Raw genomic sequence first — 24,661 nt, 5'->3', positions numbered from 1 at the left:
AAGGGGCCTTAGGGCTCCTTTTTTAATACATTCCAGCCCTGATCACAGCATAATAAATCTTTGGGTATTTTCATCAGGATACTGTTCTTCACAAAACTTCTTATGCTTTTGGCTATCATTGCAATCTGGATTTCTCACTAGCTGCTCCAGATTTTGTTCTGCTCTCTTTCACCTTTTTGTTTCCAAAAGAGTACGAATACCCTATTCTATAAATCCGTGAAAAACCAGATTCAGCACTGTATTCCACATCAAATTCATCTCCGAATGCCTCCCGTGTCAGCGTACCTACTTGCGACTTGATATCTACACTTTGAAAGAGGTCTGTTATTGAAAATTGAAGACTGCCTCCGTTTTTAAAATCCTTTCGAAGCCCAAAATTTAAACTGCCAAACCCTTTAATACGTCCAGTTCCATTAAAATGATTTGAGGTATACCAGCCGGAAAGTTCGACAGAAAAGCCAGCAGCCAATTGTAGATTGTGATTTGCATTAAAGTTATAATGGATATAGTTATGCGTGAGCTGTTCTTCGGTATGTAACAGTTTAAACCTGCGCAACCCTAGTGTACCATTAAAATTCATATTCCACCAATGATTAAAACGTATGGGAATATTGCTCTGTAAATCCAGACTTTGTTGAAAATCCAAATTTACCGGAGCTATAACGGCTACATTGCTCTGGGCATTTCGTGTAATCTGGAAACGGGCAATAGGATTCTGCTCATGGGAGGCCATTAGGGACAGACTAAACCCCTTGTTGGTATACGTAAGACCAAGATTATCCGTAATGGCCGGCAGTAATCTCGGATTTCCACTAAATACCGAAGTTGGACTGTTATAAGTCAAAAAAGAGGCCAAATCAGCGTAATTGGGCCGGGTAATACGTTTATGATATACCCAATTTAAGGCCGTAGTATCAGAAAGGGTGTGTGTTAGAAAGAGGGAAGGAAACAGTCTGCCAAAACTTCGATTTAAATTAGCATCATTAAAATCTTGATTCCAATACTCATAACGAAGCCCAATTTGGGTACTCAATTTCTTTGAAATACTGTACTCGGTCAAAGCATAGATTGCTCCAATTTTTTCTGTATTCGCTATGGTACTTATAAATCGATTATCTGGAACAAATGCATTGCCTTGTAATATTTCAATTCGGGCGTCATTCCTTGTTTTGGATAAGGATCCTTTTATTCCTGTCTCAACAGTAGCTTCCTCACTTAACGTATAGGCATAATCTAGCTGAAGTACCCCTACATCAATATTGGTTTCGTTTATCCCTCTATTTCCATTGTTGTAGATATCTCCATCAGGTTGAATTACTTCACCCAGTGCATTAAAATAATCACTTTGAACAATATTAGGATTTTTTGTACTGTAATTGATATAATCTGCATGGATAGAAAGATTCATCTGCTCTCGCTGTATTTCTGCATATGCGCCCAATGTATTATTCCGTGTTGACCCATCGCCATTGAGATGAATCTCTGCTTCCAGAAATGGATCTACCTCAAAGTCATACAGTCCCCGATTATCAATATTGACCAATGGTTTACCATAGTTGAGCAATAGGTTTCCGCCCAAAACCGTCGTTTTGGAAAGTTGTTGCTCATATCCCAAGTTAAACATATGATTTCTATTGATTTGACGTCTCCTATTCCTGAAATCAATAAATGTATTTCCCCCCAAGGCTTCAATTTCTGTGGATCCGATTCCTATAAACCCGTCGGAACTGTCATCATAAGAATAGGTGTAGCTTCCATACCAGGAGTTTCTTTCTCCGCCATAGTTTAAATTGATTCCCGTAGTTTGTTTTGGGCCTTCCCCGTATCCAATACTGCTATCCAAATTTCCCCGCAATCCCAAACGTTCATTTTTTGAGAGTACAATATTGATGATACCGGCATTCCCATCCACATCATAGCGTACAGATGGATTGGTCAACAATTCAATCTTTTCAATGGTATTTGCACTCATTCCATTGAGTAAACGTATAAGATCGGCTGTTGGAATACGCTGTACTTTTCCATTGATCATCACCAAGGTTCCACTTTTGCCATTCAATGAAAAACTCCCATTACGCTGATCTAAGATCACACCTGGAGATCGTTCCAATAGTTGTAAGGCGGTACTGCCTTGGGTTAAAATACTTTCTTGAACATTGATTACGGTTCCTTCTTGTGTACGTTGTATGACCTTTCTTTGTGCGGTAACCGCAACCCCTTCCAGTGCCGTCACTTCTTCCTGGAGGACAATGGTCGCCAAATCCAAAGAAAAATCAGCTTCCGCAATATTAAATACAGGAGAATTCCAATCGGAATAGGATAATAAACCCACCCGAATGAAAAAAGTACCCTTATCTTCAAAATTTACGATGAAATTCCCTTGTTCATCAGAAATTGTTCCTGTTTGCAGCACTTGGGTATCCGCATCCAGAAGTTGGACATTGGCAAAAGCAATAGGGTTTTGTTGATGGTCCACAATAGTTCCTGAAATTTGACTGCATAGGTGTTGCACTCCAAAGAGAATACAGAGAAAATAGCTATAAGAATACTTCATCGGTTTGATTTTCGAAGCAAATAGGGGAATTGAATGGAAGAAAGAAAAAGAGAATGATTACAGGGGCGTTCTTCTTTACGAGTGGATGAATCCCTCCTTTATTTTTAAAATTCGATCCCTATTTATTTCAGAAATGCCGTTCATCAATAAATATGCACCTGATAGCAAGTTATTTGAGTCTCCCCTTGACAAACAAGAATCGTCATTGTATCTTGTTCAGGACTATCCTTAATTTAAATCGATGAACGCGAATACATTAAGTCATATCGTAAAGGTACTAGAGCGTTTTAAGGTACATCATATTCTTTTCTGGGCCGCATACCATTTTATATGGTGGACCGTTTTTACGGGCAGTGTCACGGAGGTTTTTGAGGGTATTGCCTCTCCTCACGGTATTGTAAAATATCTTGGTTATGTAGTGTATCAGGCATTGGGAGTCTATTTTTGTCTTTACTTCATCATTCCTAAATTTCTACAACCGGGCAGGTACTTTCTGTTTTTTCTCTTTATGACAATCACCATCTTTCTAATGGCAACAGCCATTACAACCAACTACTTTGTGGCGGCTTGGATTGCAGACGAATCCGTATACAGCTTATATAATGTTTCTCCAGAAACTCCTTTGACCATTTTTAAACACAATGCCCTGACTTCATGTGTTGGTGCAATGACTTTGGGTATGAGTATTAAATTGACCAAAATGTGGATGGAAGACCAAAAAAGACAACAGAAATTGGAAAAAGAGAAACTAGAGACCGAACTAAAATTCCTTAAATCTCAATTCAATCCACATTTTCTGTTCAATACCATCAATAGCATTTTTGTGTTGATCAATAAAGATCCTAAGATGGCATCCAATTCCTTAGTCCAATTTTCCAATCTCCTCCGTTATCAATTATACGAATGCAATAGTGCTAAAATCCCCTTGGAAAATGAATTGAATTATATTCAAAACTTCATTCAATTAGAGCGCTTGCGCCAGAATCAAAATTTTGACCTTGAGGTCAACCTCCCTAAAGAGATTCCTCAGGAATTTACCATTGCGCCATTTATATTGATTCCCTTTATTGAAAATGCATTTAAACATGTATCTGAGGACCAACAATTAAAAAAGTGGATTACATTAAAGGTTGTATTGAAAGAAGAATCCTTAATGTTCGAAATTAGCAATAGTGCCAATTTTGAGATGATGCATGCACTGCCAGAAGAGATTACTTATGGCGGATTAGGCCTTAAAAATGTAAGACGTCGTTTGGACATTATTTACCCAGAAGACCATACCCTTGTAGTAGTTAAAGGCAAGGACCATCACAATGTTTCGTTGCAATTGGTATTGTCAAAGGCCGAGCAAGGGATATCCTTAAAAAAAGTGAGCGGATGATCAATTGTATTGTTATCGATGACGAGCCTTTGGCACGGGAATGTATCACTAATTATGTGGAACAGGTAGATTTTATGCAATGCGTGGGTACTGGTATTTCGGCATTGGACGTCCCTATACTGCTAGAAAAGTATCCGGTAGATGTATTGTTTTTGGACGTACAAATGCCTTTGATGAATGGACTTGAATACCTAAAGTCAAATCCAAAACCACCAATGACCATACTCACTACGGCTTTTCCAAATTATGCTATCGAAGGTTTTGATCTAAACGTACTGGATTATCTCCTCAAGCCTATTGCCTTTAATCGTTTTTTTGCTGCGGCGACCAAGGCCAAACAACAGCATAGTTTATTGCAAAAACAATATAGTGCTCCTATAAACGAAGAGGAACGGACTTGTTTTTTCATAAAATGTGATGGCACTTATGAAAAGATTTACCATGATGAAATTCTCTTTGTACAAGCCATGCAGAATTATGTCATTATACAAACTTCTTCCCGAAAATATGTGAGTTTGCTGTTTCTTAAGAATGTTGCTAGCAAATTGGATTCCAATGCTTTCATCCGTGTCCATAAATCGTATATTGTGGCTTTGGATAAAATTGAAGGGGTAGCCAATCATGAAATCATTTTGCCTTCTTTTAAGATTCCTTTGAGCCGCAATTATAAAAAAGAGGTGCTTCCAAAGATTTTGGGGGATAACCTATGGAATACAAAAAAATAGTAGGTTAGGGGAATAGGGCTTATATTTGAAAAAGTAGAATATCTATTTATGAAACGAAGAAGCTTTGTACAACAATCCAGTTTAGCCCTTTCCGCCCTTATGATTCCCTTATCCTGTACTTCCAACAAAAATACCCCCAAATATAAAATGGGGCTTCAACTTTTTACCATTCGTGATGCTATGGAAAAAGATCCTCTCGGAAGTTTAAAGATTGCCGCCGCACTTGGGTATCAAGACTTGGAAACCTATGGATATGATGTAGATCAAGGCACCTATTACGGGTACAAGGCCGCTGAATTCAAAAATATTTTGGAAGACCTACAACTTACCGCAAGTAGTGGACATTATGGTTTTTCCCCTTTTTTAGAACGCCCTATGGATGAATTGAGGCGTTTTGTGGATCAATGTATCGTTGGAGCGAAAGCCTTGGATAAAAGTTATATTACATGGCCCTGGTTGGCACCTGAATATCGTAGCTTAGAAAAGTTTAAGGTATTGAGCGAACGCTTAAATCATATTGGGGAACAGGTAACTAAGGCTGGTTTAGGTTTTGCATATCACAATCATGATTTTGAATTCACGGATCATGGAGGGGCGACCGGCTATGATATTATTTTACGGGATACCGATCCATCCTTGGTCAAGTTGCAAATGGATTTGTATTGGGTAATGCACTCCTCACCCTTGAGTCCGGCTGAATTGATTGCCAAGCAGCCAGGACGCTATGTCATGTGGCACATCAAGGATATGCATAAGCTAAGCCGTGATTATACGGAATTGGGGAATGGTTCTATTGATTATACAACGATTCTCCCCGAAGCGGAGCGTGCCGGTCTGGAATTCTACTATTTGGAACAAGGGGGCAATTTCGCCAAAAATTCCATACAGAGTATTACAGATAGTGCCACCTACTTTAAAAAACACCTGCAGCACTACTTGTAAATCAAATGGAATAGCAATAGGCTTGGGGCCTTCAAACAGGGCAACACCTCAAGAAATGTTTCGTTGACAGAGCAGCAATAGAGGTTGACAGATAAAAATTTTCCAACTCTAAAAAGAATGGCACATTTGAGCCTCAACGCTCAACTATGTTTCGTTTTTTACTTCTCATTACCGTTATATTAGGAAATACCTTTTTTGGTTTCGCCCAAGAAAAAATCACCTATAAGGGCGTAGTTATGGATAAGGTGAGTTCGGAGGCTATTGTTACCGCAACTGTAGCGGGATATTTCCATAATACCTTAGTTGATGGTGCCTCCACAAATGATGAAGGTATTTTTAGCTTGCGAACCCAAGAAAAACTCACCCACTTTGAAATCAGTTTTATCGGATATAAAACCTATCTGGTTTACATAAAGGATATTCGGGATATTGAAAATATCAATATCGCTTTGGAGGTTGAAGATTATCAATTGGATGAAGTAATTGTACAAACGGAAAGAACCACCACACAATTGAAAATCGATAGAAAGTTAATTCATCTTGGTTCGGATTTGCAACAATCCGGAGCTACGGTATTGGAAGCTTTTGATCAAATTACAGAAATTCAGACCGATTTGGGTATTGGAACTATTAGTCTTCGTGGTAGTGGCAATGTTCGTTTGCTCATCAATGGGAAACCTTCGGCCCTCAATGCAACAGAATTATTAAATCAAATACCGGCATCATCCGTAGAAAAAGTAGAAATCATCACCGCTCCTTCAGCAAAAAATCAAGCAGACGGACTTTCCGGTATCATTAATGTGATTCTAAAAAGAAATAGGGCGGAAGGTCTAAACCTTATCCTTAATGCTTCTGTGGGTACAAAACGTCATGGGTATGGCATACAAACCAATTACAACTTCAATCTTCTCAACATACGTATGAGTGCCTCAAGGGAACTTCGGGACATGAATAGTAAGCAAACCATCCGCCAACGCTATACCAATGGAAATACGCGGGATTTTTTTACGCCACACGATTTTAGTGGAGTTGTAGAACGCATATCTTCTGGATTTGATTTCTTCTTTAACGCCAATAACGAATTGTCCTTTGAAGTCGATCATACCAACGACTATCATAGCTTTCAAAACAATACTTTTTATACCAATGTCACCGGAAGGGATGATTTTACCTATACCAGAAACTCTTCCCATACTCATAAAACAACAAACTTCAATACCAACTATCGCCTAAAAATGAAAGGTCAAGAGCAATTTTTAGAAATTGATTATCACCTTACCAAAAACAATAATATTCAACCAGCAATGGATTTTGAAGAAAATGAGTTCTTGTTCAATGAACAACAAAATAACAGGAACACCCTTCATGCCCTTGCGCTGGACTACAACCTGCCTTTCTCTGAAAGTACGGGTCTTGAGACAGGAGCTTCTTTTAATCAAAGAAGTCTGGAAAGCTATACCGAATTCAATTCAGCAACCAGTATTTCTTTTGAAGATACTTTTCAATATCAGGAGGATATCCTAGGTTTATATGCCGTTGTACAATCGAATCTCGATAAATTCTCTTGGGAAACTGGATTACGTTATGAGTATTTTACGTCCAATTCTACTAACACTTCCAATAATGAAAACATAACGTTGCAGTTTTCCAATCTTTTTCCTTCCGGGCATATTTCCTATATCCCAAACACTAATACTAGTTTTACCTTGGGATATAGCAAAAGGCTTTCAAGGCCGAACTTTCATCATATCAACCCTTTTCAATTAGGAAATCAGTTTTTTCAATGGGATCCAAATCCTGGTTTAACCCCAGAATTTAGCGATAATCTAGAATTCAATTATCTCTATAAAGGAAGAAAATTTACATGGTCCACCGCAATGTTCTATCGGAGTATTACAGATGTCATACAATGGTTGCAGACCATAGATGAAGCCGGAGTACGTACGATTAGCTTTACGAATGTTGGTTCGAGGCAATCGTATGGTGTGGAAACCGATATGCGATTTAATGTCTCTCCATTCTGGACTACTCAACTGTCTGCCAACTATTATTACACCAAGGTAAATACAACAGTCGAGCTTACTTGGAACACCTTATTTTCCTCCCGAATACATCTAAAGAACAGCTTTAAAATAGGCAATGGCCTTAGTGCGGATATCAGCTATCAGCATACTCCAAAAAATCAAAGTGAATTTATTTATACAGCACCTAGAAATCGTATAGACTTGGCATTAAGAGCTCGGTTTTTTGACAATAGGCTTACAGCAAACCTCAGAATTGTAGACGTTTTGGATATCAATCTACGCAAGAATACTTTGATTACAGCTGATGTGCGACAAGAAGAAATCTGGAGGTTTCAAACACAGACTTTTGGAGTTCTCTTTAATCTCAACTATGCGCTTTTTCAAAATAAAGGGAAGGTACGAAATAGAAAAGCCAGGAACTATGATCATCCGGGCACCACGGACTAATAAAACCTAAAACATATGAAACTTTATCACATCTTAAAACTTGCCAGTATCAACTTTTTATGTATCACACTCTGTGCTATAAACTGCGGGTGCGGAACATCTGCCATAGGAGAAAAAATAAGTCCGGAAGAGTTGGGCTCCTGGCCCACATTGGATAAAGGAAAAACAAGCATTCAGGGAGACCAACTTATTATGGAAGAAATAGCGGGAGCAGATGGTTATTTTCTTATAAGTCCAAAACCCTATCCTGCTGATATTATTTTAAACTACAAAGTAAAGGCGCTATCGTCTTCGTCCGTAAACATTGTACTCTTTAATGTATCCGATGCAGGGGCCACCGAAGCGCTTAGCTTACCTCCGGAAGGTACCAAAGGGCAGGAATTTTGGACCTGGCGTACGCAAAAAGAACATTATAATCTTACTTTCAATAATTTGTCGCATGGCAATACGCCATTCTTCTTTAAAAACTTATCTCCTTATCATAGGGGATTTTACCATAGAAGTCCTTCAAACATAATGGAAACCCAGCAATGGTATGATGTGGAAATAGGAAAGCAAGGTTCCAAGTTGTGGTTTAAACTTAATGATCACCTTATTTTTGAGGAAACCGATCATAATGCCTTGACCGGAGGACATCTAATTTTTAGAATTAGCGGTACCACAGGAAAAAAGCTGACCCTGGCCAAAATAGCACTCAAAGATTTGAGGATATCATATCCTTGAAAACTGTAACTTGCCTATGGTAATGGAGCATAAAGATAATTATCGGACCTTTATAAGACTAGAGCCCATATTTCATATTTTCTTATGGAGCATGGTCTTGTTTTATCCCTATATAAAGTATATGGACAACTTAGGGGGGTATCCCATGTCTTTTCCCCATGAACTTACTTCTTTGTTCTTTAAAATGACCATATCTTATTTCCTGTATTTGTGGTTCTTTCCAAGATATGATAAAAAAAGGGACATCATTATCGCCTTAAGCGTATTGATTCTAAATGCTAGCCTCTATGAATATGCAGATCGGTTTTTTCATACAGGAAACACTCATTTTTGGAAGCATTTTATTGCAAACTTATTAACCTACATTAGTTTCGGTATTGTATTTTTTACCATATATTCCGTGAAAAATCTGTACAAAAAGCAATTGGAAATCAATATTTTGGCCGAGGAAAAGAAATATGCCGAAATGCAGGCTTTAAAAGCCCAGATAAATCCTCATTTCCTCTTCAATACACTGAACACCATTTATGCAAACGCGCTAAAAAAAGATGATAAAACCCCAGAACTGATATTAAAGTTATCTGATGGTTTCCGCTATGTACTGCATGAAGGACAGCAGGAATTCGTAGCGCTAGCACAGGAAATAAAGCATTTAAAGGATTATATCAATTTGCAACAAGAACGTCTTTCCGATAAAGTAGATGTGCATTTTTCTGTTACTTTAGATGATCCAAAGCAAGAAATAGCACCCCTACTATGCATTGGGTTTATAGAAAATGCATTTAAGTACAGTAGTATGCTCAAAGGAGAACAGCACCCCATTTCTATTGCAATACTACTGGCGCAAAAAACGTTTTCTTTTCATTGTAAAAACGCATTCAATGCGAATTTAAAACAAGAAATGGATGTACATTGGGCGGACAGTGGGGTAGGGATTCACACCACCAAAAAGAGACTGGAACTACTATATCCAGGCCGGCATACCTTGGATATTGTTAAGAAAGAAAATGAATTTGAAGTAGTATTGACCATGGAACTATGATGCAATGTATAATTTTAGAAGATGAAAAATCTGCACAAGAGGTCTTGGAGAACTATATTTCCAAAACGCCTTTTATGGATTGTTTGGGTACCTATGAAACAGGCTTGGATATTCCCCCGGAATTACTGGAAAGGGCAGATCTTTTATTTTTGGATATTCAACTCCCCGAATTAAACGGTCTACACTTCCTAAAAACCTTACGTAAAGCCCCCTTTATCATAGTAAGTAGTGCCTACGCACATTATGCCATTGAAGCTTTTGAAGAAGCAGTCATTGATTATTTGGTAAAACCTTTTTCTTATGAACGCTTTTTTAAAGCCGTCATGCGGGTACACCATTTGTGGTTATCCCAACAGCAAAAGACAAGCGAACAATTGTTTTTGTACTCGGATAAAACTATTTATACCATCAATACAAAGGACATTCTTTTTCTAAAAGCAGAAGTAGACTATGTGAATGTGGTCACTTCTGAAAAAGAAGTGCTCGTTTTGGATAGCCTCAGAAATTGGAACAAAAAATTACAAGGCCTCCCTTTTGCACAAGTGCATCGTTCCTATGTGATCAACATTAAAAAAATAAGTAAAATCTATGGTAACCAAGTATTTATAGGGGATGTGGCCATTCCTATAGGAAAAACATTTAAAGAAGCATTTTTAATGCGTATCAAAACATAAGTATCCTATTCACAGGGAATCCTAATCATCTTCATGGTATTCCATAAAGGAGTATCAAAAGCTTTTGGGGAAAACCTAAAATAAACGAAGTGTTTCTTTGCTTTATGGCAATACACAGGTTGTACACGTACATTGAGTTCCTTGGTATCCTTCAGGAAAAACGCATCAAAAACCTTTACTTGACCTTCAAAAAAGCCTTCATTTTTCACAGCTTTTAATTGGGCCTTGGTGCTGTTTATTTCACTGCCAGAAACGGCCGTCATTAAACCATCAAAATAATGTTTAAGATCTATATTTAATATATCGGCAGTAAATTCCGGAGATTCGTCCAAGACCCAAGCAAAGGTATAGGTCCAAAAGTCAGTGGCATTTTGGTCGCTCCAGCCTTTTGCAAAAAGTACATACTCTGTACCCTCATAGGCCAACTCAGGAGCAAAACTTAAAGGAAGGGAAAGCACTTCTTTACGCCAATCCGAAGGACCTTCCAACGGAAACTTTGATTCTCCTTGCTTTTGGCTTTGAACCGTAAAAAACAAACACAAACAGACGAGACTAAAAATAGATTTCATGGTAAAATATTAAGTGCTAAAGATAAAAGAATTGGAGCATTCGTGGCTTTAAAATCATATTTAGATTTATATAAGTCCAACACTTCAACCTTTTCCAATACGCATTTTTATCGAAAATACACCTAAATCTTTAGAGAGATCGAATTGTTTTGATAAAAATAAAATTGCAATGTTTTAAGAGGTCTTAACTTAAGGGATTTGTAAAATATGCGATGTTCTATGGAATTATAAATAACTGACAAACAATAGCTTAACTGCTTAAAAGCAAAAGAATACTTCCTCTCTAAAACCTATAAAATTTTAAATAATGTTGACAGTACCCTAGAAGATCCCCTAGTAAACATACCGGAATTCGAGGCATGAATATAACATTTTGTAAGTTTTTTCGTTCAATATGGGATTTCGACACTTTCAAATGGCATTCGTCTATGCATTGATGTCATTTACCAACAGTAAGGTGTCACCCAAATAAATAGAAACCTACAATAGGAGTAAAGAGATTTTCTTTGAGCCTATAAATTATTTATGCTATGCTAAAACAAGTTACATTAAAGTACCTCACCGCCTGTATATGTGCAATGGTACTCATTTCATGTGTTAAAGACAACTTCGATGCTTCTGCAACGCCAGATGACAATACTCCCATTTCTGAAGAAGAGGAAGTACCTGTTCCCGAATTGGAAATACTGAACCTACAAATTCCACAAGGTTTTGAATTTGAAACTTCGGAAATCGTTGAAATTACAATTACTGACAATACGCCCAATGCACGCTATGATGTCTATGCCTATAGTGGTGCAGCTGAAATAGGATCAGAAATTGACATTATTAATGACGAGGGTCAAGAAGATACTACTCTCGAATACAGTAGTGATATTCTAAATCATATTGTATTCTCTGGTATTCCCTATAACGGTGAAATCAAACATTCTTTGACTGTGCCATCGTATTATTCGCAATTGTATATACGAAGAAAAGAGGGAGGGAAATTTTCTTCCCAAATTATAGATATTGCCAATAACAAGGCCAATTACATCCATACGGTTGCTAGTAAGGCTTCTAAAACAGGCAAAGCAGGAGTAGACGATTTCTTATTCTGTGTCAACGGTTCCGCCGAACTATTCCAGGTGGATCCCTTGGATGGAACCTTAACCTATTTATCCGATATGCCCAACGGGAGTTTCACTTGTGCCATTGATCAGGAAAATGGATATCTCTATTCTATTGGAAAAGGCAATCCGTATCCCCTGAATCGCTATGATATTGCCAATAATACTTGGACAAGTATGGGTAATGTAGGCAGAGGTGGACCCCGTTTGGACTATAGTTCAGATGACGGACTTTTATACTTCTCTACTGGAGCAAAAGTCTATACCATCGATCCTAATAATGCCAACACTTTATCTACCTGGGATATAGAAGGGTTAGACAGTACCGCGGGAGGAGATTTGGCCTTTGCTGAAGATGGCGTCCTCTTTTTATGTACTTTTTCCGGCTTGTATCGCTTAGATTTGGATAACAATAATGTGTATCAATCTACAAGAATCAGTGGGGAAGGGCTGCCCTTTAGTCCAACTTCCATGACCTTTGACTCCAATAATGAACTTTGGTTGGCCAACAATGGTTCTAGTTCCAATCTTATTGTTATGGATACACAAACCGGTGGATGGGAATATCGCTATGGACCGAATTCCAATAGTGGAATTGACTTTGGAAGAACCATAAATGATTTAACAACCTATCGCATTTTTGATGAAAATATGGTGGATCAAGATTCCGATGGAGATGGTATTATGGATAGTGATGATGAATTCCCAGACGATGCTGAAAAAGCTTTTGAGCAATTTACACCCAGTAAATATGGATGGGGAACTGTTGCTTTTGAAGACTTATGGCCATATTTAGGAGATTACGATTTTAACGATACCGCGGTGAATTATAGATTTGTAGCTGTACTAAATGCTCAAAATGAAGCGGTACAATTAGACATTCATTATGAAGTGACCTCTGACGGTGCTAATTTTGTCAACGGATTTGGTCTTGAATTTGAGAATATTGCTCCGGGAGAAGTAACGGCAGTTACCGGAACCTCCATCACGGAGAATTATATAAACGTGGCTTCAAATGGGGTGGAAGAAGGCCAGGATAATGCGGTGGTCATCCTCTTTGACAACCATGAACGACAATTAAATGTGCCACATACGGTGTCAGTAACCTTTAACACGCCAATTCCCACGGCACAATTAGGGAATGCCCCGTTCAATCCCTTCTTGATCATTGATATGGACAGAACAAGGGAAATACATTTACCCAACAGTCCAAGAACCACCCTGGGTATCAATGATACTACAGTAGAAGGGGTAAACAGGGACGAAGATGGGAATTTTGCTACGGACATAGGATTGCCATGGGCCATAAACATCATTCATAATTTCAGGGTGCCCAAAGAACGAGTCCCGGTAAATAGGGCATATAACCATTTTAATGAATGGGTGACTTCTGGAGGTGTAAACTTCAGCGATTGGTATAAAGATAGTAATGGTTACCGAAACGAATCGGATTTAAAGGTACAATAGTGCCAAACCTACCCCCGGCAGAAAGGTCTTAATTTTAAGGCCTTTTTGTTTTTTGTATACCTCTTAGAATCAAACTTCCATGAAGCCGTCATAATACGATCGGTTGATTCAGTACAATTCAACCTCCATTAACGATGATTGAACATAAAACAGTTCCGTAAGAGGGCAAACATGATCATTTTTGTGTCATTACTATCAACCAATATTTTTTAAAACCAATAACAATGACACCAACAGAAGTTTTTTCAATGGCCAATATGACGGCCATACCTATGTGGGTTCTTATGATTCTCTTGCCAAAATGGAAAGTAACCCGCTTTTTAATCACCTACAAAATTATTCCATTATTATTGTCCCTCTGCTATGCCTTCTATATTTTTCAGGCCATACAAATAGGCGGATGGATGGATTTTGGCAGCCTCAGCTCCGTAATGGCATTGTTTACGGAAGAGAATGCTGTTTTAGCCGGATGGGTTCATTATCTAGCTTTTGATCTTTTGCTTGGAATGTGGATGTTAGATCAAAATAAACATTTGGGAATACATCAATTGTTAATGGCTCCCTGTCTTTTTGCGACTTTCATGTTTGGTCCTATAGGATTTCTACTTTTCATGATACTACGTACCCTTAAACAACAAAAAGCATGATATTTCTGAAAAATATATTCCGCACCGTAAAAGAAAAAAGTCCAAAGTTATATTGGATCGTAATCATTCATTTTCTCTCGGTAATATTCTGTCTCCTAGGCTTGTTGATAGACGACAGAACCTTAATGGGGGTCAATGTGTGGATCAAGCCCTTGAAATTCTCTATTTCTGGAGGCATTTATATTCTCACTGTAGGATACCTCACCTCCATATATCCCTATTCCAAAAGAAAGCGAAATATCATCAATAACCTCACTTCCTGGACATTACTAGTGGAAATCGGCATTATTGTTTATCAGGGAGCAAGGGGTGTTCAATCCCATTACAACATCTCCAACGCATTCGATGCCATGCTCTTTTCAATGATGGGACTGCTCATTGCTATCAACGTGCTCATCATGATTTTGTTCATCATTGATAGCCTCCGTTTAAAAATCGAAGTTCCAAAAGCAGTACAATGGGCATTATTTATGGGATGGGTGGTCGTTCTTTTCGGAAGTTGGGTAGGAGGTCAAATGATCAGTCAGATGGCCCATAACGTTGGAGTAGCCGATGGGGGAGCCGGACTGCCCCTAGTGAATTGGAGTACCATTGCCGGAGATCTTAGGATTGCCCATTTCTTTGGATTGCATGGCATACAAATAATTCCGTTATTCGCACTATGGCTTGCTTACAGAGCAAAGATTTCAACTAAAAACCAGCTTATCGCCGTAGTCATTTTCGGTTTGTTCTATGCCAGTTGGATAGGCTTCACCTTCTATCAGGCAAAACAAGGGATGCCATTGATAGGGCTATAATTGTAAATTATGATCGTAAATAAGGAAAAGCGAATTACATATATTGGATTTGATGACACCTGGTTCCTTGTTTTTGGTATTATTATTTTAAGTTTTGTTACCGATTATCTTTTTACAAATTCCTTTTATCGATATCCTTTTGGAGTCGCCATATGGCATTGGAGTATTTCGTTGTTTTTCTCTGCCTTCAATTGGTTTATCATGCGGTTTAATTTGATTTTCCTGAGAAAGAAATTTCCTGAAATTAAAGATATCGGGAAAAGGGTGACTTTGGTTTTCCTGGCGATAGTACTTACAGTAACCCTTGTGGATGGCTTGGGCAATATTGTGGTATCCCAAATCCTAGGAGAAGAATATTATCACCCTTTAAGGCGTGTAAGGATTCTTTTGCCCATTATCCTCATTAGCACCATGGTGATCGCTATTTATGAAGCTATGTACAATTATGTACGGCTTAAGAATTCCATTCGGGAAGAAGAACAGGCAAAGCAGATGATTGTACAGGCGCAATTGGACACGCTTAGAAATCAGGCACAACCCCATTTTTTATTCAATAGCTTAAATACTTTAAGGGATATTATTGATCAAAACCCTAAGGAAGATGCCAAAAAATTTGTAGACAAACTCTCTGATGTATATCGTTTTATCTTAGAAGCTGGCAACGTGAATTTGACACCTCTCAGTCATGAATTGCGATTCGCTAAAGCCTATATTCATATCCAATCAGAACGATTTGGAAGTAACTTAAAATTGCAATGGGCCATTCCGGATACTGTATTACATCAGATGGTGGCGCCTATGAGTCTTCAGCTGTTGCTGGAAAACGCCATAAAGCACAATGTCATTTCAAAAGCCAAACCCCTTATCATCGAGGTAAAGGCTATGAACGGTTATCTTGAGGTAGGCAATAAAATTCAATTAAAATCTACACAGCTGCCCTCTACCAAATTAGGGTTGCGAAATATAGAAAAAAGATATGCCTTAATTTCTTCTACCCCTATAAAGGTCGAAAATGATGGAAAAGAATTTAAGGTTTCCATTCCCTTGTTAAAGACTACAGACAAAAAACACTAGAATATGCGTATACTGATCATTGAAGACGAATCCAGGGCGGCAAATCAATTACAACGCCTGTTAAGCGCAAGAGGGTTTACGTATGAGTTGCTAGGCATTATTGACACCGTGGAAGAAGCATTGCATTGGTTTACCCATAATACCGGACCAAATCTAATATTCATGGATATCCAGTTAGCCGATGGTCTCAGCTTTGAAATCTTTCAAAAAATAGAAGTCAATGCTCCCATTATTTTTACCACAGCATTTGATCAATATGCCATACAGGCATTTCAGGTGAACAGTGTTGACTATTTATTAAAACCCATTCAAGAGGAAGATTTGGACCGGGCATTGCTAAAATTTGAAAAATCCAATCAGAACACCATTATAGCCCCTGAAGTCCTAAGTCAACTTCTACATAGCATGCAAGGAACGGTTAAACGGGAAGGTTTGTTGGTAAAAGATGGGAATGGGTATGTACAGATTAAAATTTCAGACCTTCTGTACTGTTATTCCCAAGAGAGCATCACTTTTGGTGTTACCCCCAATAAACGATACATTATTGATGAGACTCTTGATCAATTTTTTGATTCGGTTGATTCCAATCAGTTTTATCGAATTAACAGAGGGCAGTTAGTGACCAAAAAGGCCATAGAAAAAATACATCCTTATTTCAACCATAGGCTGATCCTGACCCTTAGCAACGCCCGAGACCAGGAGTTCATTGTAAGTCGACAAAAAACGAATGCCTTTAAAGCTTGGATGAATCGATAAAGTTTAATGAACTTTCCCGTGTACAAACACGTCCATAAAGTGTCAAAAAAGTGTAAAAGAAATGTCAACAGCTATAAATTGTCATGAAATTGCCAGTTATTTGTAGGCATGATGCATAGAATAAATTGGTATATCATAGGGAGCCTTATCCTATGTATTGGTGTAGCATGGGGTTGTGCCGATTCACGGGAAAGGGATAGTGAATTTCCCGGAAGGGTAAAAGTAGCATTGCGTGATGTAGGAAATAAGCTTTTACTCGGCAATAAGGATTCTACCTCCCTGATTCCCCCAATAACGTTCTTGGAAGACAACAAATACGAGCTTTCATTTCATCGGGACCTCTCCATTTTACCCGATAGCTTGGTAAATATCGTAAGACAAAGTTTTCAAAAAGCCAATCTTCCGGAATATTACCGTATTGAAGTATTGCAATGTGTGGATAATGAAGTGGCGTATAGCTATGAAATGAACGCTTCCATAGAACATACCATAATTCCTTGTGCCAATCGTTTGTTACCTATGTATTGTTATCGCATACATGTAGTATTCACACAGCATACACCAGCCTCCTCAAATAATCCTATTGCCTTATACCTCCTTTTGGGCATATCAATATTAGGTCTTATAGGACTAATGCTATACCAAAGGAAAAAAAGTAAGGAATTAAAACATGAGAGGGAAAGGTATACATCCATTGGACGTTTTCAGTTTTATCCAGAACAAAACAAATTGGTACGGGAAGCGGTAGAGATCAATCTTTCGCGGAAAGAGTGCGAATTACTCGCAATTTTTGTAGCCCATCCAAATACAGTTATCAAAAGAGATGAATTGACTAAAAAAGTCTGGGAAGACAATGGCGTAATTGTTGGAAGGAGTTTGGACACCTATATTTCCAAACTTCGAAAAAAATTACAAGAGGACAAAGCCATTAAATTGGTCAATGTACATGGCGTAGGGTATAAATTGGTGGTTTTGGGGCAAAATTAAAATCTATTTCATGGCATCATAAAGATTTCGTTTGTAGACATTTCCGATTGGAATAACTACCTCACCAATTTGAAGTCGATTTCCTTGAATGCTCCGAACATGTTTAAGGGCGATAATGTAGGATTTATGGATACGCAAAAACCACTTAGACGGCAATTTATTTTCCAAATTCATCAAACGATCTAAAGTAGTAATGGTTTCACGTTCCGTATGGACTTTCACATAGCTTCCTAGGCTCTCCAAATACAGGATATCATCCAATTGGATCTGATGTATTTTTTTATCGCCTTTTATAAAAATGCTGGAAACTTGATGTTGTGGTGATGTCGAATTTTCAGCAACTTCATTCCCAAGTATTTCTTTTACCGATGTTTCCAATAGTTTTTTTTGATCAGCTACTTTTTGCACCGCTTTAAGGAAGCGCCCATAACTAAAGGGTTTTAAAAGGTAATCCATGACATTGAGTTCATATCCCTCAATGGCGTATTCTTGGTAAGCTGTGGTAATAATGACGAAAGGCGGATTTTCTAAGGTTCGAAGAAAATCCAATCCCTGCAATTCCGGCATATTGATATCCAAGAAAATAAGATCAACTTCATGTTCATGCAAATAGTTGATCGCTTCGGATGCCGAATAACACTCTTTCTCAATATGTAAAAAAGAAAGTTTATCGGCATAGGTATTGATTACAATATGGGCCAAAGGCTCATCATCTACAATAATACATTTCATCGTAACTGGAGTTCTAAATCAACAATAAAAAGGTTCTTTTTTGAACTTATCTTCAATATATGGGTTGTTGGGTATAACAATGATAATCTTCTTTTTACATTCTCTAAACCTATTCCAGGAGTATTCAGCTCATGATCTATCTTAAAATTATTTCTAATTTGAAATTTTAAGCGCTTGCCGCTAACTTTAAGGTCAATATCTAAAAATGCCTCTTTCTTGAGCAAATCAAAACCGTGTTTAAAAGCGTTTTCTACAAAAATAATTAGAATCATCGGTGCAATTTGGGTATTTGGGCTTTCAATTTCCTTTTCAAAGTTAATCTGTCCTCGTTGGTGGTGACGTACCTTCTGTAACGCAATGAAATTTTCGATATAAGTGACTTCACTTTTTATGGGCACACGGGGTTCCTTACAATCGTAGATAGTATAACGCATCATTTCTGAAAGCTTTAGAATGACCTCGGAAGTCTTATCTGATTTTTCAAGGGACAGCGCGTATAAATTGTTCAGGGTATTAAAGAAAAAATGAGGACTGATCTGACTTTTTAAAGAAGACAGCTCCAATTGAAGCCTATCGTTTTCAATTTGCTTTATTCTTGAGAGTTGTATGAACCAACGATAAGAAAGATTTAAAAGCGTGCTAATCAATAGGATAAATGCCATCACCATAATTCCTGATAGTACCGTAGTTTTGGATTCCTGGGATTCATGAAACCAGTGTTCATCCGTCCAAGGTTCAACCACCCCAATAAAGGCTCCCCAACAGAGTATAAGACTTGTTAAAAAGAAAGCATATTTCAAATAGTTTTTGGGAACTAGGTATTTGGGGATCAATACATAAACATTGACGTAAATTGCCGGACCTAAGAATAGAAATATGCCTAGGGCTACTTGAAGAAAATCCATGACAAATAATTCAAAATTCATAGCTCCCCATCTGGGAATTGCAAAGAGGGTGGCCATAATAAAGCAAAGCGCCAACAGCACAAAGAGATGTTGAAGTAGTTTTTTTGTATAATTCGTTGGTTCCATAGTTTGCATCCCCACAAAAATATCAAAACAAACAGCGCTATTCCAGTCTAATTGATGAACACTACAAATCTGTAGATCAAAACCCCATTTTCACCCATAAACCATGTTTGTGTTGGAAACAAGCTTTTCTACTGTTAAAAATAAGGCGTTGGTTAAATAAAATTCGGTTTCCTCCTTCTGCCTTGTTCTTTTGGACTTCATTCTAAACCAAGTACCTATGATGCAACTCAAAATTCACGAACTCAACAAAACCTATGGGAATGGTGTACGGGCACTGCGCAATATATCCCTAGAAATAAACAGTGGTATGTTTGGGCTTTTAGGCCCCAATGGCGCGGGAAAATCTTCTTTAATGCGAACATTGGCCACTTTACAGGAGGCAGATAGCGGAAGCATAAGCTTAGGAGAAATAGATGTGTTGAAAAACCCAAGGGAACTGCGAAAAAAACTGGGTTATCTTCCACAAGAATTTGGGGTATATCCAAAAATAACGGCGAAACAACTGTTGAACCATATGGCCATATTAAAGGGAATCACACCTGCTAAAAAACGTCATGAGTTGGTTAACTTTTTATTGGACCGCGTAAATCTCTATGAAAAACGCCATAAAGCGGTGAAAGGTTTTTCCGGAGGAATGAAACAGCGTATCGGCATAGCGCAGGCAATCATGGGGAATCCAGAACTTATTATTGTAGATGAACCTACAGCGGGTCTTGATCCAGGGGAACGCAACAGATTTCATAACCTTTTGGCCGACATTGCCGAAAATGTCATTGTCATACTGTCTACGCATATTGTAGAAGATGTAAAAGAACTATGCCCTAATATGGCTATAATGAACTATGGACAAATTATATGTAAAGGAAGTCCAGAAGAGGTGATCGCTACATTGGAGCATCAAGTTTGGCAAAAACTGATTTCTAGGAGCGAATTGGAGGCGTATCAACACGAATACGATGTGATTTCCAATAAAATGATAGGAGGGAAGCCCTTGATTCATGTACGGAGCAACACAAAACCAGGGGCCGATTTTGAAGCTGTATCCCCAACCTTAGAGGACGTTTTTTTCTCTAAGATCAACACTTCATCATTATCCGCTTAATACCTAAAAACTCATGTTTAGAACATTTTTTATCAGAGAAGTAGTCTCGGGCCTGAAACGTCCCATGCTCTATATATTTTTCATCTTATTCACCCTTATCACATTTGTGGGTTTGGTCAATGAAGATATCGGCTTTGGGGGCGCTGTGGGGAATACCTTAAAAAATGCCCCCCATATCCTAACTTTTTACACCAGTCAATTATCCCTTTTTGCACTTCTCGTTGTCACCGCATATTTTAATTATGCAGCGTTACAGGATTACCAACATAATTTTAGTGCTATCTTGTTCAGTACGCCCATTCATAAAGCCCATTATTTTTTCGGTCGTTTCGCAGGAGCAATGATACTTTCGATCATCCCTATGTTGGGCATATTTGTTGGTTTTGGCATGGGGACGCATATGGGGGTCTCCAGTGGGTTGATCGCAGCGGATAGAATGGGACCACTATATGCACAGGCCTTCATGAACAATTTTTTTCTATTTATTCTTCCGAACATCTTTATTTCCGGAACTATTGTTTTCGCCATTGCCTCCATTTGGAAAAACACCATCATTTCATTCTTAGCCAGTGTATTTATCTTAACTGCATATCTGGTTTCCAATGTCTTTGTACGAGATTTAAATACAGAAGCCTTAGGAGGTCTGATCGATATTTTAGGAATCAATGCCTATACCCTTGACGCAAAATATTTTACAAGTTTTGATAAAAACAATACTATCCTTGGCTACACCGGTTTGGTATTCTGGAACAGGCTTCTTTGGGGAAGCATTGGTCTTCTCCTTCTGACCGCGTCCTATTTTTCATTTTCTTTCAAAGCGCGGAAGCAAAAATCAATTAAACCCGAAAAAAATACGACAACTCCTTCCATTTCATCCTCTTTTAGATGTCCTAAGGTAGAAACCAGCTATAATTTTAAAGGAGTATGGGCACAATTTATAAGCCTTTTAAAAATCAATTTTTATGATTTACTTAAAAGCAACACCTTTAAAATAGTCGTCATACTTGGAGTTTTAATGTTGCTCAACAGACTTCTAAATGGTTTGGAATATCATGGCTTAAAATCCCATTTCCTTACCTATAAAATAATGGATTTTAGTAGGCCTATAAGTACGGTATTGGGAATGGTGATGCTCCTTTTCTTCAGTGGAGAAGTCATTTGGAAAGAACGTGCACATCATATAAACGGGGTTATTGATGGCACTCCGCATCTATCTTTAATCATGTTGATGGCTAAAATCACAGCATTGATCGGCATTAATGTACTCTTTGATTTTTTTCTGCTCTTGGTTGCCGTTGGGTTTCAATTGGTGCAAGGGGATGTTACGCCTCAACTTGATGTATACCTATTGGATTTTATCTTTTCGGGACTACCGTTTTATATCATTTGGTCCTGTATTCTTATCGGAATCCAGATTTTTATGAATCATAAATACCTGGCATATTTTATTTCCGGTTTGTTATTATTCCTTTTTGAATTCCTTATCGTTGATGTGTTGGACATTAAATCGTATCTGGTATTCCTTGGCTTTACACCAACATATACCTATTCGGACATGAATGGTTTTGGCAGTGCCCTAGTAGCGAAGAATTGGTTCAACCTCTATTGGATGCTTTTTGGAGTTTTGTTTATTATCCTTGCAAGCTTATTTTGGATCCGAGGGAATATTAAAGGTATTCAAGATCGTTGGAAAATGGCCAAAAAACATTTGAACAAAGATTATCTGTATGGATTTTCAATAGTCTTTCTCTTATTTCTTCTTACGGCAAGCTTTATTTACTATAACACCCACGTTTTAAATACCTATCATAGCAAAGCCGAGCTTCAAGCCATGCAGTTGTCCTATGAAAAAAAATACAAGAAATTTGAGCAGCTCCCGCAACCCAAAATAACCGCTATAGACTATGATGTATCCATCTACCCCGATCAACGAAACGTGAGTATAAAGGCCCAACTGACCCTACAAAACCTAGAAAATGTCAGCATTGATTCCCTACATTATTCCTTGTTCCATTTTATTGGGTTTAATGGCAATACCATGGATTTAAAAAAATCACCATGGCTAAAAAAAATTAAGGTTCCCAAAGCAAGTTCGGTGTATCATGATACGGAATTGGGATATCAAATTTTTAAGTTAAACAAGGCCTTGGCTCCCGGGGAAAGTATGCAAATAGAGCTAGAGGCCGACTACAAAGCAGCGGGTTTTGAAAATACGATATCCAATATACGCGTGGTACGCAATGGAACTTTTTTTGATAGTTCCGATATTCTGCCGGCCTTTGGTTATGAAGTATTCAATGAAATTTCTGATCCTGAGGAAAGAAAAAAACGAAATCTACCTCCTGCCGTTGGCATACGTTCATTGAAGGATAAAAATGCTAAAATGGAAAATTATGTTTCAAGAAATCTATCCCATTGGGTCAATATTTCCACTTTGATAACAACTGCTAAAAATCAAATAGCCATCGCACCGGGTAGCTTGGAAAAAAAATGGACCGAAGGAGATCGATCTTATTTTAAATATCAAACCAACCATAGTTCGCTGAATTTTACCAATTTTATGTCTGCTGATTATGAAATTGCCCATAAAAATTGGAATGGCATCGATATTGAAGTGTACTATGATGAGGCCCATGCTTATAATGTAGCTATTATGCTGGATGCTGTGGAAAACGCCCTTGCTTACTATATCGAACATTTTGGCCCTTATTATCACAAACAAGCCAGAATTGTAGAGATTCCCCGATATTATCCTTTTGCCCAGGCCTTCCCTGGTACCATGCCCTATTCTGAAGAAGCCGGTTTTATTACCAACCTCTCAAATTCAGAGAATTACAATATCATCAATGCGGTGGTGGCTCATGAAATAGCACATCAATATTGGGCACATCAGGTCATTGGCGCCAATGTGGAAGGAGCCACTTTATTATCTGAAAGTCTGGCCGAGTATTCTTCCTTAATGGTGATGAAACATAAATTGAAAGATCCCCTGAAAATGAAAAGGCATTTGGCCTATGATTTTGAGCGTTACTTAAGAGGACGTGGTGCAGAAAGTGAAGTAGAAAAACCCTTATATAAGGTTCGAAATCAACCCTATATACATTATGGAAAAGGGAGTTTGGTATTGTATGCATTACAAGAATATATCGGAGAAAATAAGGTAAATGCTGCTTTAAGAGACTTCTTGGATGCCTATGCTTATGCGCCCCCACCATATCCTACCACCATGGACTTTTTGGCCTATTTGGAACCTCAGGTGCCTGAAGAATTAAAATCCATGTTCCATGATTGGTTCAAAAAAGTAACCTTATATGATTATCAAGTGACCAAGGCGACCTATGAAAAAAAAGAGGGGGAAACGTATGAAATCATTGTGGATGTAGAAGCACACAAGTTCAATGTAGATGAGGCAGGAGTGGAAAAAGAAGTAGCACAACACGACTGGGTAGAAATAGGATTGTTTAAAGATGAGGAAGAGAAAGAATTATTATGGGTTGAAAAAGTACTCCTGACAGAAGAACAAATGCAGTTTCGTTTTCAGCTTCCCACACTTCCCATGAAAGCTTCTATTGACCCCAAACGTCTGCTGATCGAACAGATCATTGATGATAACAGTAAAGCTATTGTCCCTAAGAACGTGGCGCTTTAAAATTCCAAAGCAATTAATTCCACTAAGGTGAGCTATACCCTGTAATAGCGCTAGTATTATGGAAACTATAATGATATCTCCATAATACAGCGGTATCCTTCACAAAAAAATCAATCCAAAGCTCTAACCTCATTGGCAAAGGTTTTTGAAAGCTGATGTATTCGCAATGGACTCATGGAAGTATTTGTTTTTTGATTGAGGGTTTTTGATGTATTATGTTGAAACATCT

The 24,661-nt window shown here is 38.1% G+C and carries 19 protein-coding genes; 15 read left to right on the top strand and 4 right to left on the bottom strand.

The features are described from left to right. Positions 1–115 precede the first annotated feature (115 nt). Positions 116–2,554: a TonB-dependent receptor domain-containing protein gene (locus ACEXOE_RS11835; protein ID WP_394749011.1), complete on the bottom strand. Its 2,439-nt coding sequence runs from the start codon at positions 2,552–2,554 to the stop codon at positions 116–118. Between the two features lie 241 nt (positions 2,555–2,795). Between ACEXOE_RS11835 and ACEXOE_RS11830 the strand changes: the two genes are divergently transcribed. From ACEXOE_RS11830 to ACEXOE_RS11800, 7 genes are all read left to right on the top strand, one after another. Next, entirely contained in the window at positions 2,796–3,935 is a 1,140-nt protein-coding gene (locus ACEXOE_RS11830; protein ID WP_394749010.1) for a sensor histidine kinase, read from the top strand. Then, positions 3,932–4,660 (top strand): LytR/AlgR family response regulator transcription factor, encoded by a 729-nt coding sequence (locus ACEXOE_RS11825; protein WP_394749009.1) that lies wholly within the window; start codon positions 3,932–3,934, stop codon positions 4,658–4,660. The genes ACEXOE_RS11830 and ACEXOE_RS11825 overlap by 4 nt, the downstream gene beginning before the upstream one ends. Positions 4,661–4,708: 48 nt before the next feature. Then, entirely contained in the window at positions 4,709–5,602 is an 894-nt protein-coding gene (locus tag ACEXOE_RS11820; protein WP_394749008.1) for a sugar phosphate isomerase/epimerase family protein, read from the top strand. Between the two features lie 146 nt (positions 5,603–5,748). After that, positions 5,749–8,073 carry a TonB-dependent receptor domain-containing protein gene (locus ACEXOE_RS11815; RefSeq protein WP_394749006.1) on the top strand — a complete coding sequence of 775 codons (2,325 nt, stop codon included), beginning with the start codon at positions 5,749–5,751 and terminating at the stop codon, positions 8,071–8,073. A 15-nt stretch (positions 8,074–8,088) separates the two neighbouring features. Then, positions 8,089–8,796 (top strand): hypothetical protein, encoded by a 708-nt coding sequence (locus tag ACEXOE_RS11810; RefSeq protein WP_394749004.1) that lies wholly within the window; start codon positions 8,089–8,091, stop codon positions 8,794–8,796. A gap of 121 nt (positions 8,797–8,917) precedes the next feature. Further along, the gene (locus ACEXOE_RS11805; RefSeq protein WP_394749003.1) at positions 8,918–9,838 is read left to right on the top strand and encodes a sensor histidine kinase; all 921 of its coding nucleotides are present in this window, start codon (positions 8,918–8,920) and stop codon (positions 9,836–9,838) included. After that, the gene (locus ACEXOE_RS11800) at positions 9,835–10,512 is read left to right on the top strand and encodes a LytR/AlgR family response regulator transcription factor (protein ID WP_394749001.1); all 678 of its coding nucleotides are present in this window, start codon (positions 9,835–9,837) and stop codon (positions 10,510–10,512) included. Before ACEXOE_RS11805 ends, ACEXOE_RS11800 begins: the two co-directional genes overlap by 4 nt. 5 nt (positions 10,513–10,517) lie before the next feature. Here the strand turns inward: ACEXOE_RS11800 and ACEXOE_RS11795 are convergent, their stop codons facing one another. Beyond that, positions 10,518–11,081, bottom strand: coding sequence for a hypothetical protein (locus ACEXOE_RS11795; protein ID WP_394749000.1), 564 nt, complete (start codon positions 11,079–11,081; stop codon positions 10,518–10,520). Between the two features lie 530 nt (positions 11,082–11,611). Here ACEXOE_RS11795 and ACEXOE_RS11790 point away from each other — a divergent pair. From ACEXOE_RS11790 to ACEXOE_RS11765, 6 genes are all read left to right on the top strand, one after another. Continuing rightward, positions 11,612–13,657 carry an LruC domain-containing protein gene (locus tag ACEXOE_RS11790; RefSeq protein ID WP_394748998.1) on the top strand — a complete coding sequence of 682 codons (2,046 nt, stop codon included), beginning with the start codon at positions 11,612–11,614 and terminating at the stop codon, positions 13,655–13,657. 224 nt (positions 13,658–13,881) lie between these two features. Next, a complete protein-coding gene (locus ACEXOE_RS11785) occupies positions 13,882–14,304 on the top strand; it encodes an ABA4-like family protein (RefSeq protein WP_394748996.1) in 423 nt (140 codons plus the stop codon). Beyond that, positions 14,301–15,101 carry a hypothetical protein gene (locus ACEXOE_RS11780; protein WP_394748995.1) on the top strand — a complete coding sequence of 267 codons (801 nt, stop codon included), beginning with the start codon at positions 14,301–14,303 and terminating at the stop codon, positions 15,099–15,101. Before ACEXOE_RS11785 ends, ACEXOE_RS11780 begins: the two co-directional genes overlap by 4 nt. Positions 15,102–15,110: 9 nt before the next feature. Then, positions 15,111–16,175, top strand: coding sequence for a sensor histidine kinase (locus ACEXOE_RS11775; protein WP_394748994.1), 1,065 nt, complete (start codon positions 15,111–15,113; stop codon positions 16,173–16,175). Between the two features lie 3 nt (positions 16,176–16,178). After that, positions 16,179–16,931, top strand: a complete 753-nt coding sequence (locus ACEXOE_RS11770; RefSeq protein WP_394748993.1) for a LytR/AlgR family response regulator transcription factor — start codon at positions 16,179–16,181, stop codon at positions 16,929–16,931. A gap of 108 nt (positions 16,932–17,039) precedes the next feature. Then, a complete protein-coding gene (locus tag ACEXOE_RS11765) occupies positions 17,040–17,918 on the top strand; it encodes a winged helix-turn-helix domain-containing protein (protein WP_394748992.1) in 879 nt (292 codons plus the stop codon). 3 nt (positions 17,919–17,921) lie between these two features. Here ACEXOE_RS11765 and ACEXOE_RS11760 read toward each other — a convergent pair whose 3' ends face one another. Further along, entirely contained in the window at positions 17,922–18,650 is a 729-nt protein-coding gene (locus tag ACEXOE_RS11760; RefSeq protein ID WP_394748991.1) for a LytR/AlgR family response regulator transcription factor, read from the bottom strand. After that, positions 18,647–19,681 carry a sensor histidine kinase gene (locus ACEXOE_RS11755; RefSeq protein ID WP_394748990.1) on the bottom strand — a complete coding sequence of 345 codons (1,035 nt, stop codon included), beginning with the start codon at positions 19,679–19,681 and terminating at the stop codon, positions 18,647–18,649. The genes ACEXOE_RS11760 and ACEXOE_RS11755 overlap by 4 nt, the downstream gene beginning before the upstream one ends. A gap of 217 nt (positions 19,682–19,898) precedes the next feature. Between ACEXOE_RS11755 and ACEXOE_RS11750 the strand changes: the two genes are divergently transcribed. Both ACEXOE_RS11750 and ACEXOE_RS11745 read left to right on the top strand, forming a co-directional pair. Further along, positions 19,899–20,783 (top strand): ABC transporter ATP-binding protein, encoded by an 885-nt coding sequence (locus ACEXOE_RS11750; RefSeq protein WP_394748989.1) that lies wholly within the window; start codon positions 19,899–19,901, stop codon positions 20,781–20,783. Positions 20,784–20,796: 13 nt separating this feature from the next. Next, positions 20,797–24,432, top strand: a complete 3,636-nt coding sequence (locus ACEXOE_RS11745) for a M1 family aminopeptidase (RefSeq protein WP_394748988.1) — start codon at positions 20,797–20,799, stop codon at positions 24,430–24,432. Positions 24,433–24,661 lie beyond the last annotated feature (229 nt).

Source organism: Spongiimicrobium salis (assembly GCF_043678055.1).
Taxonomy (GTDB): Bacteria; Bacteroidota; Bacteroidia; order Flavobacteriales; family Flavobacteriaceae; genus Spongiimicrobium; species Spongiimicrobium salis.
This window is presented reverse-complemented; position numbering and strand designations above follow the sequence as displayed.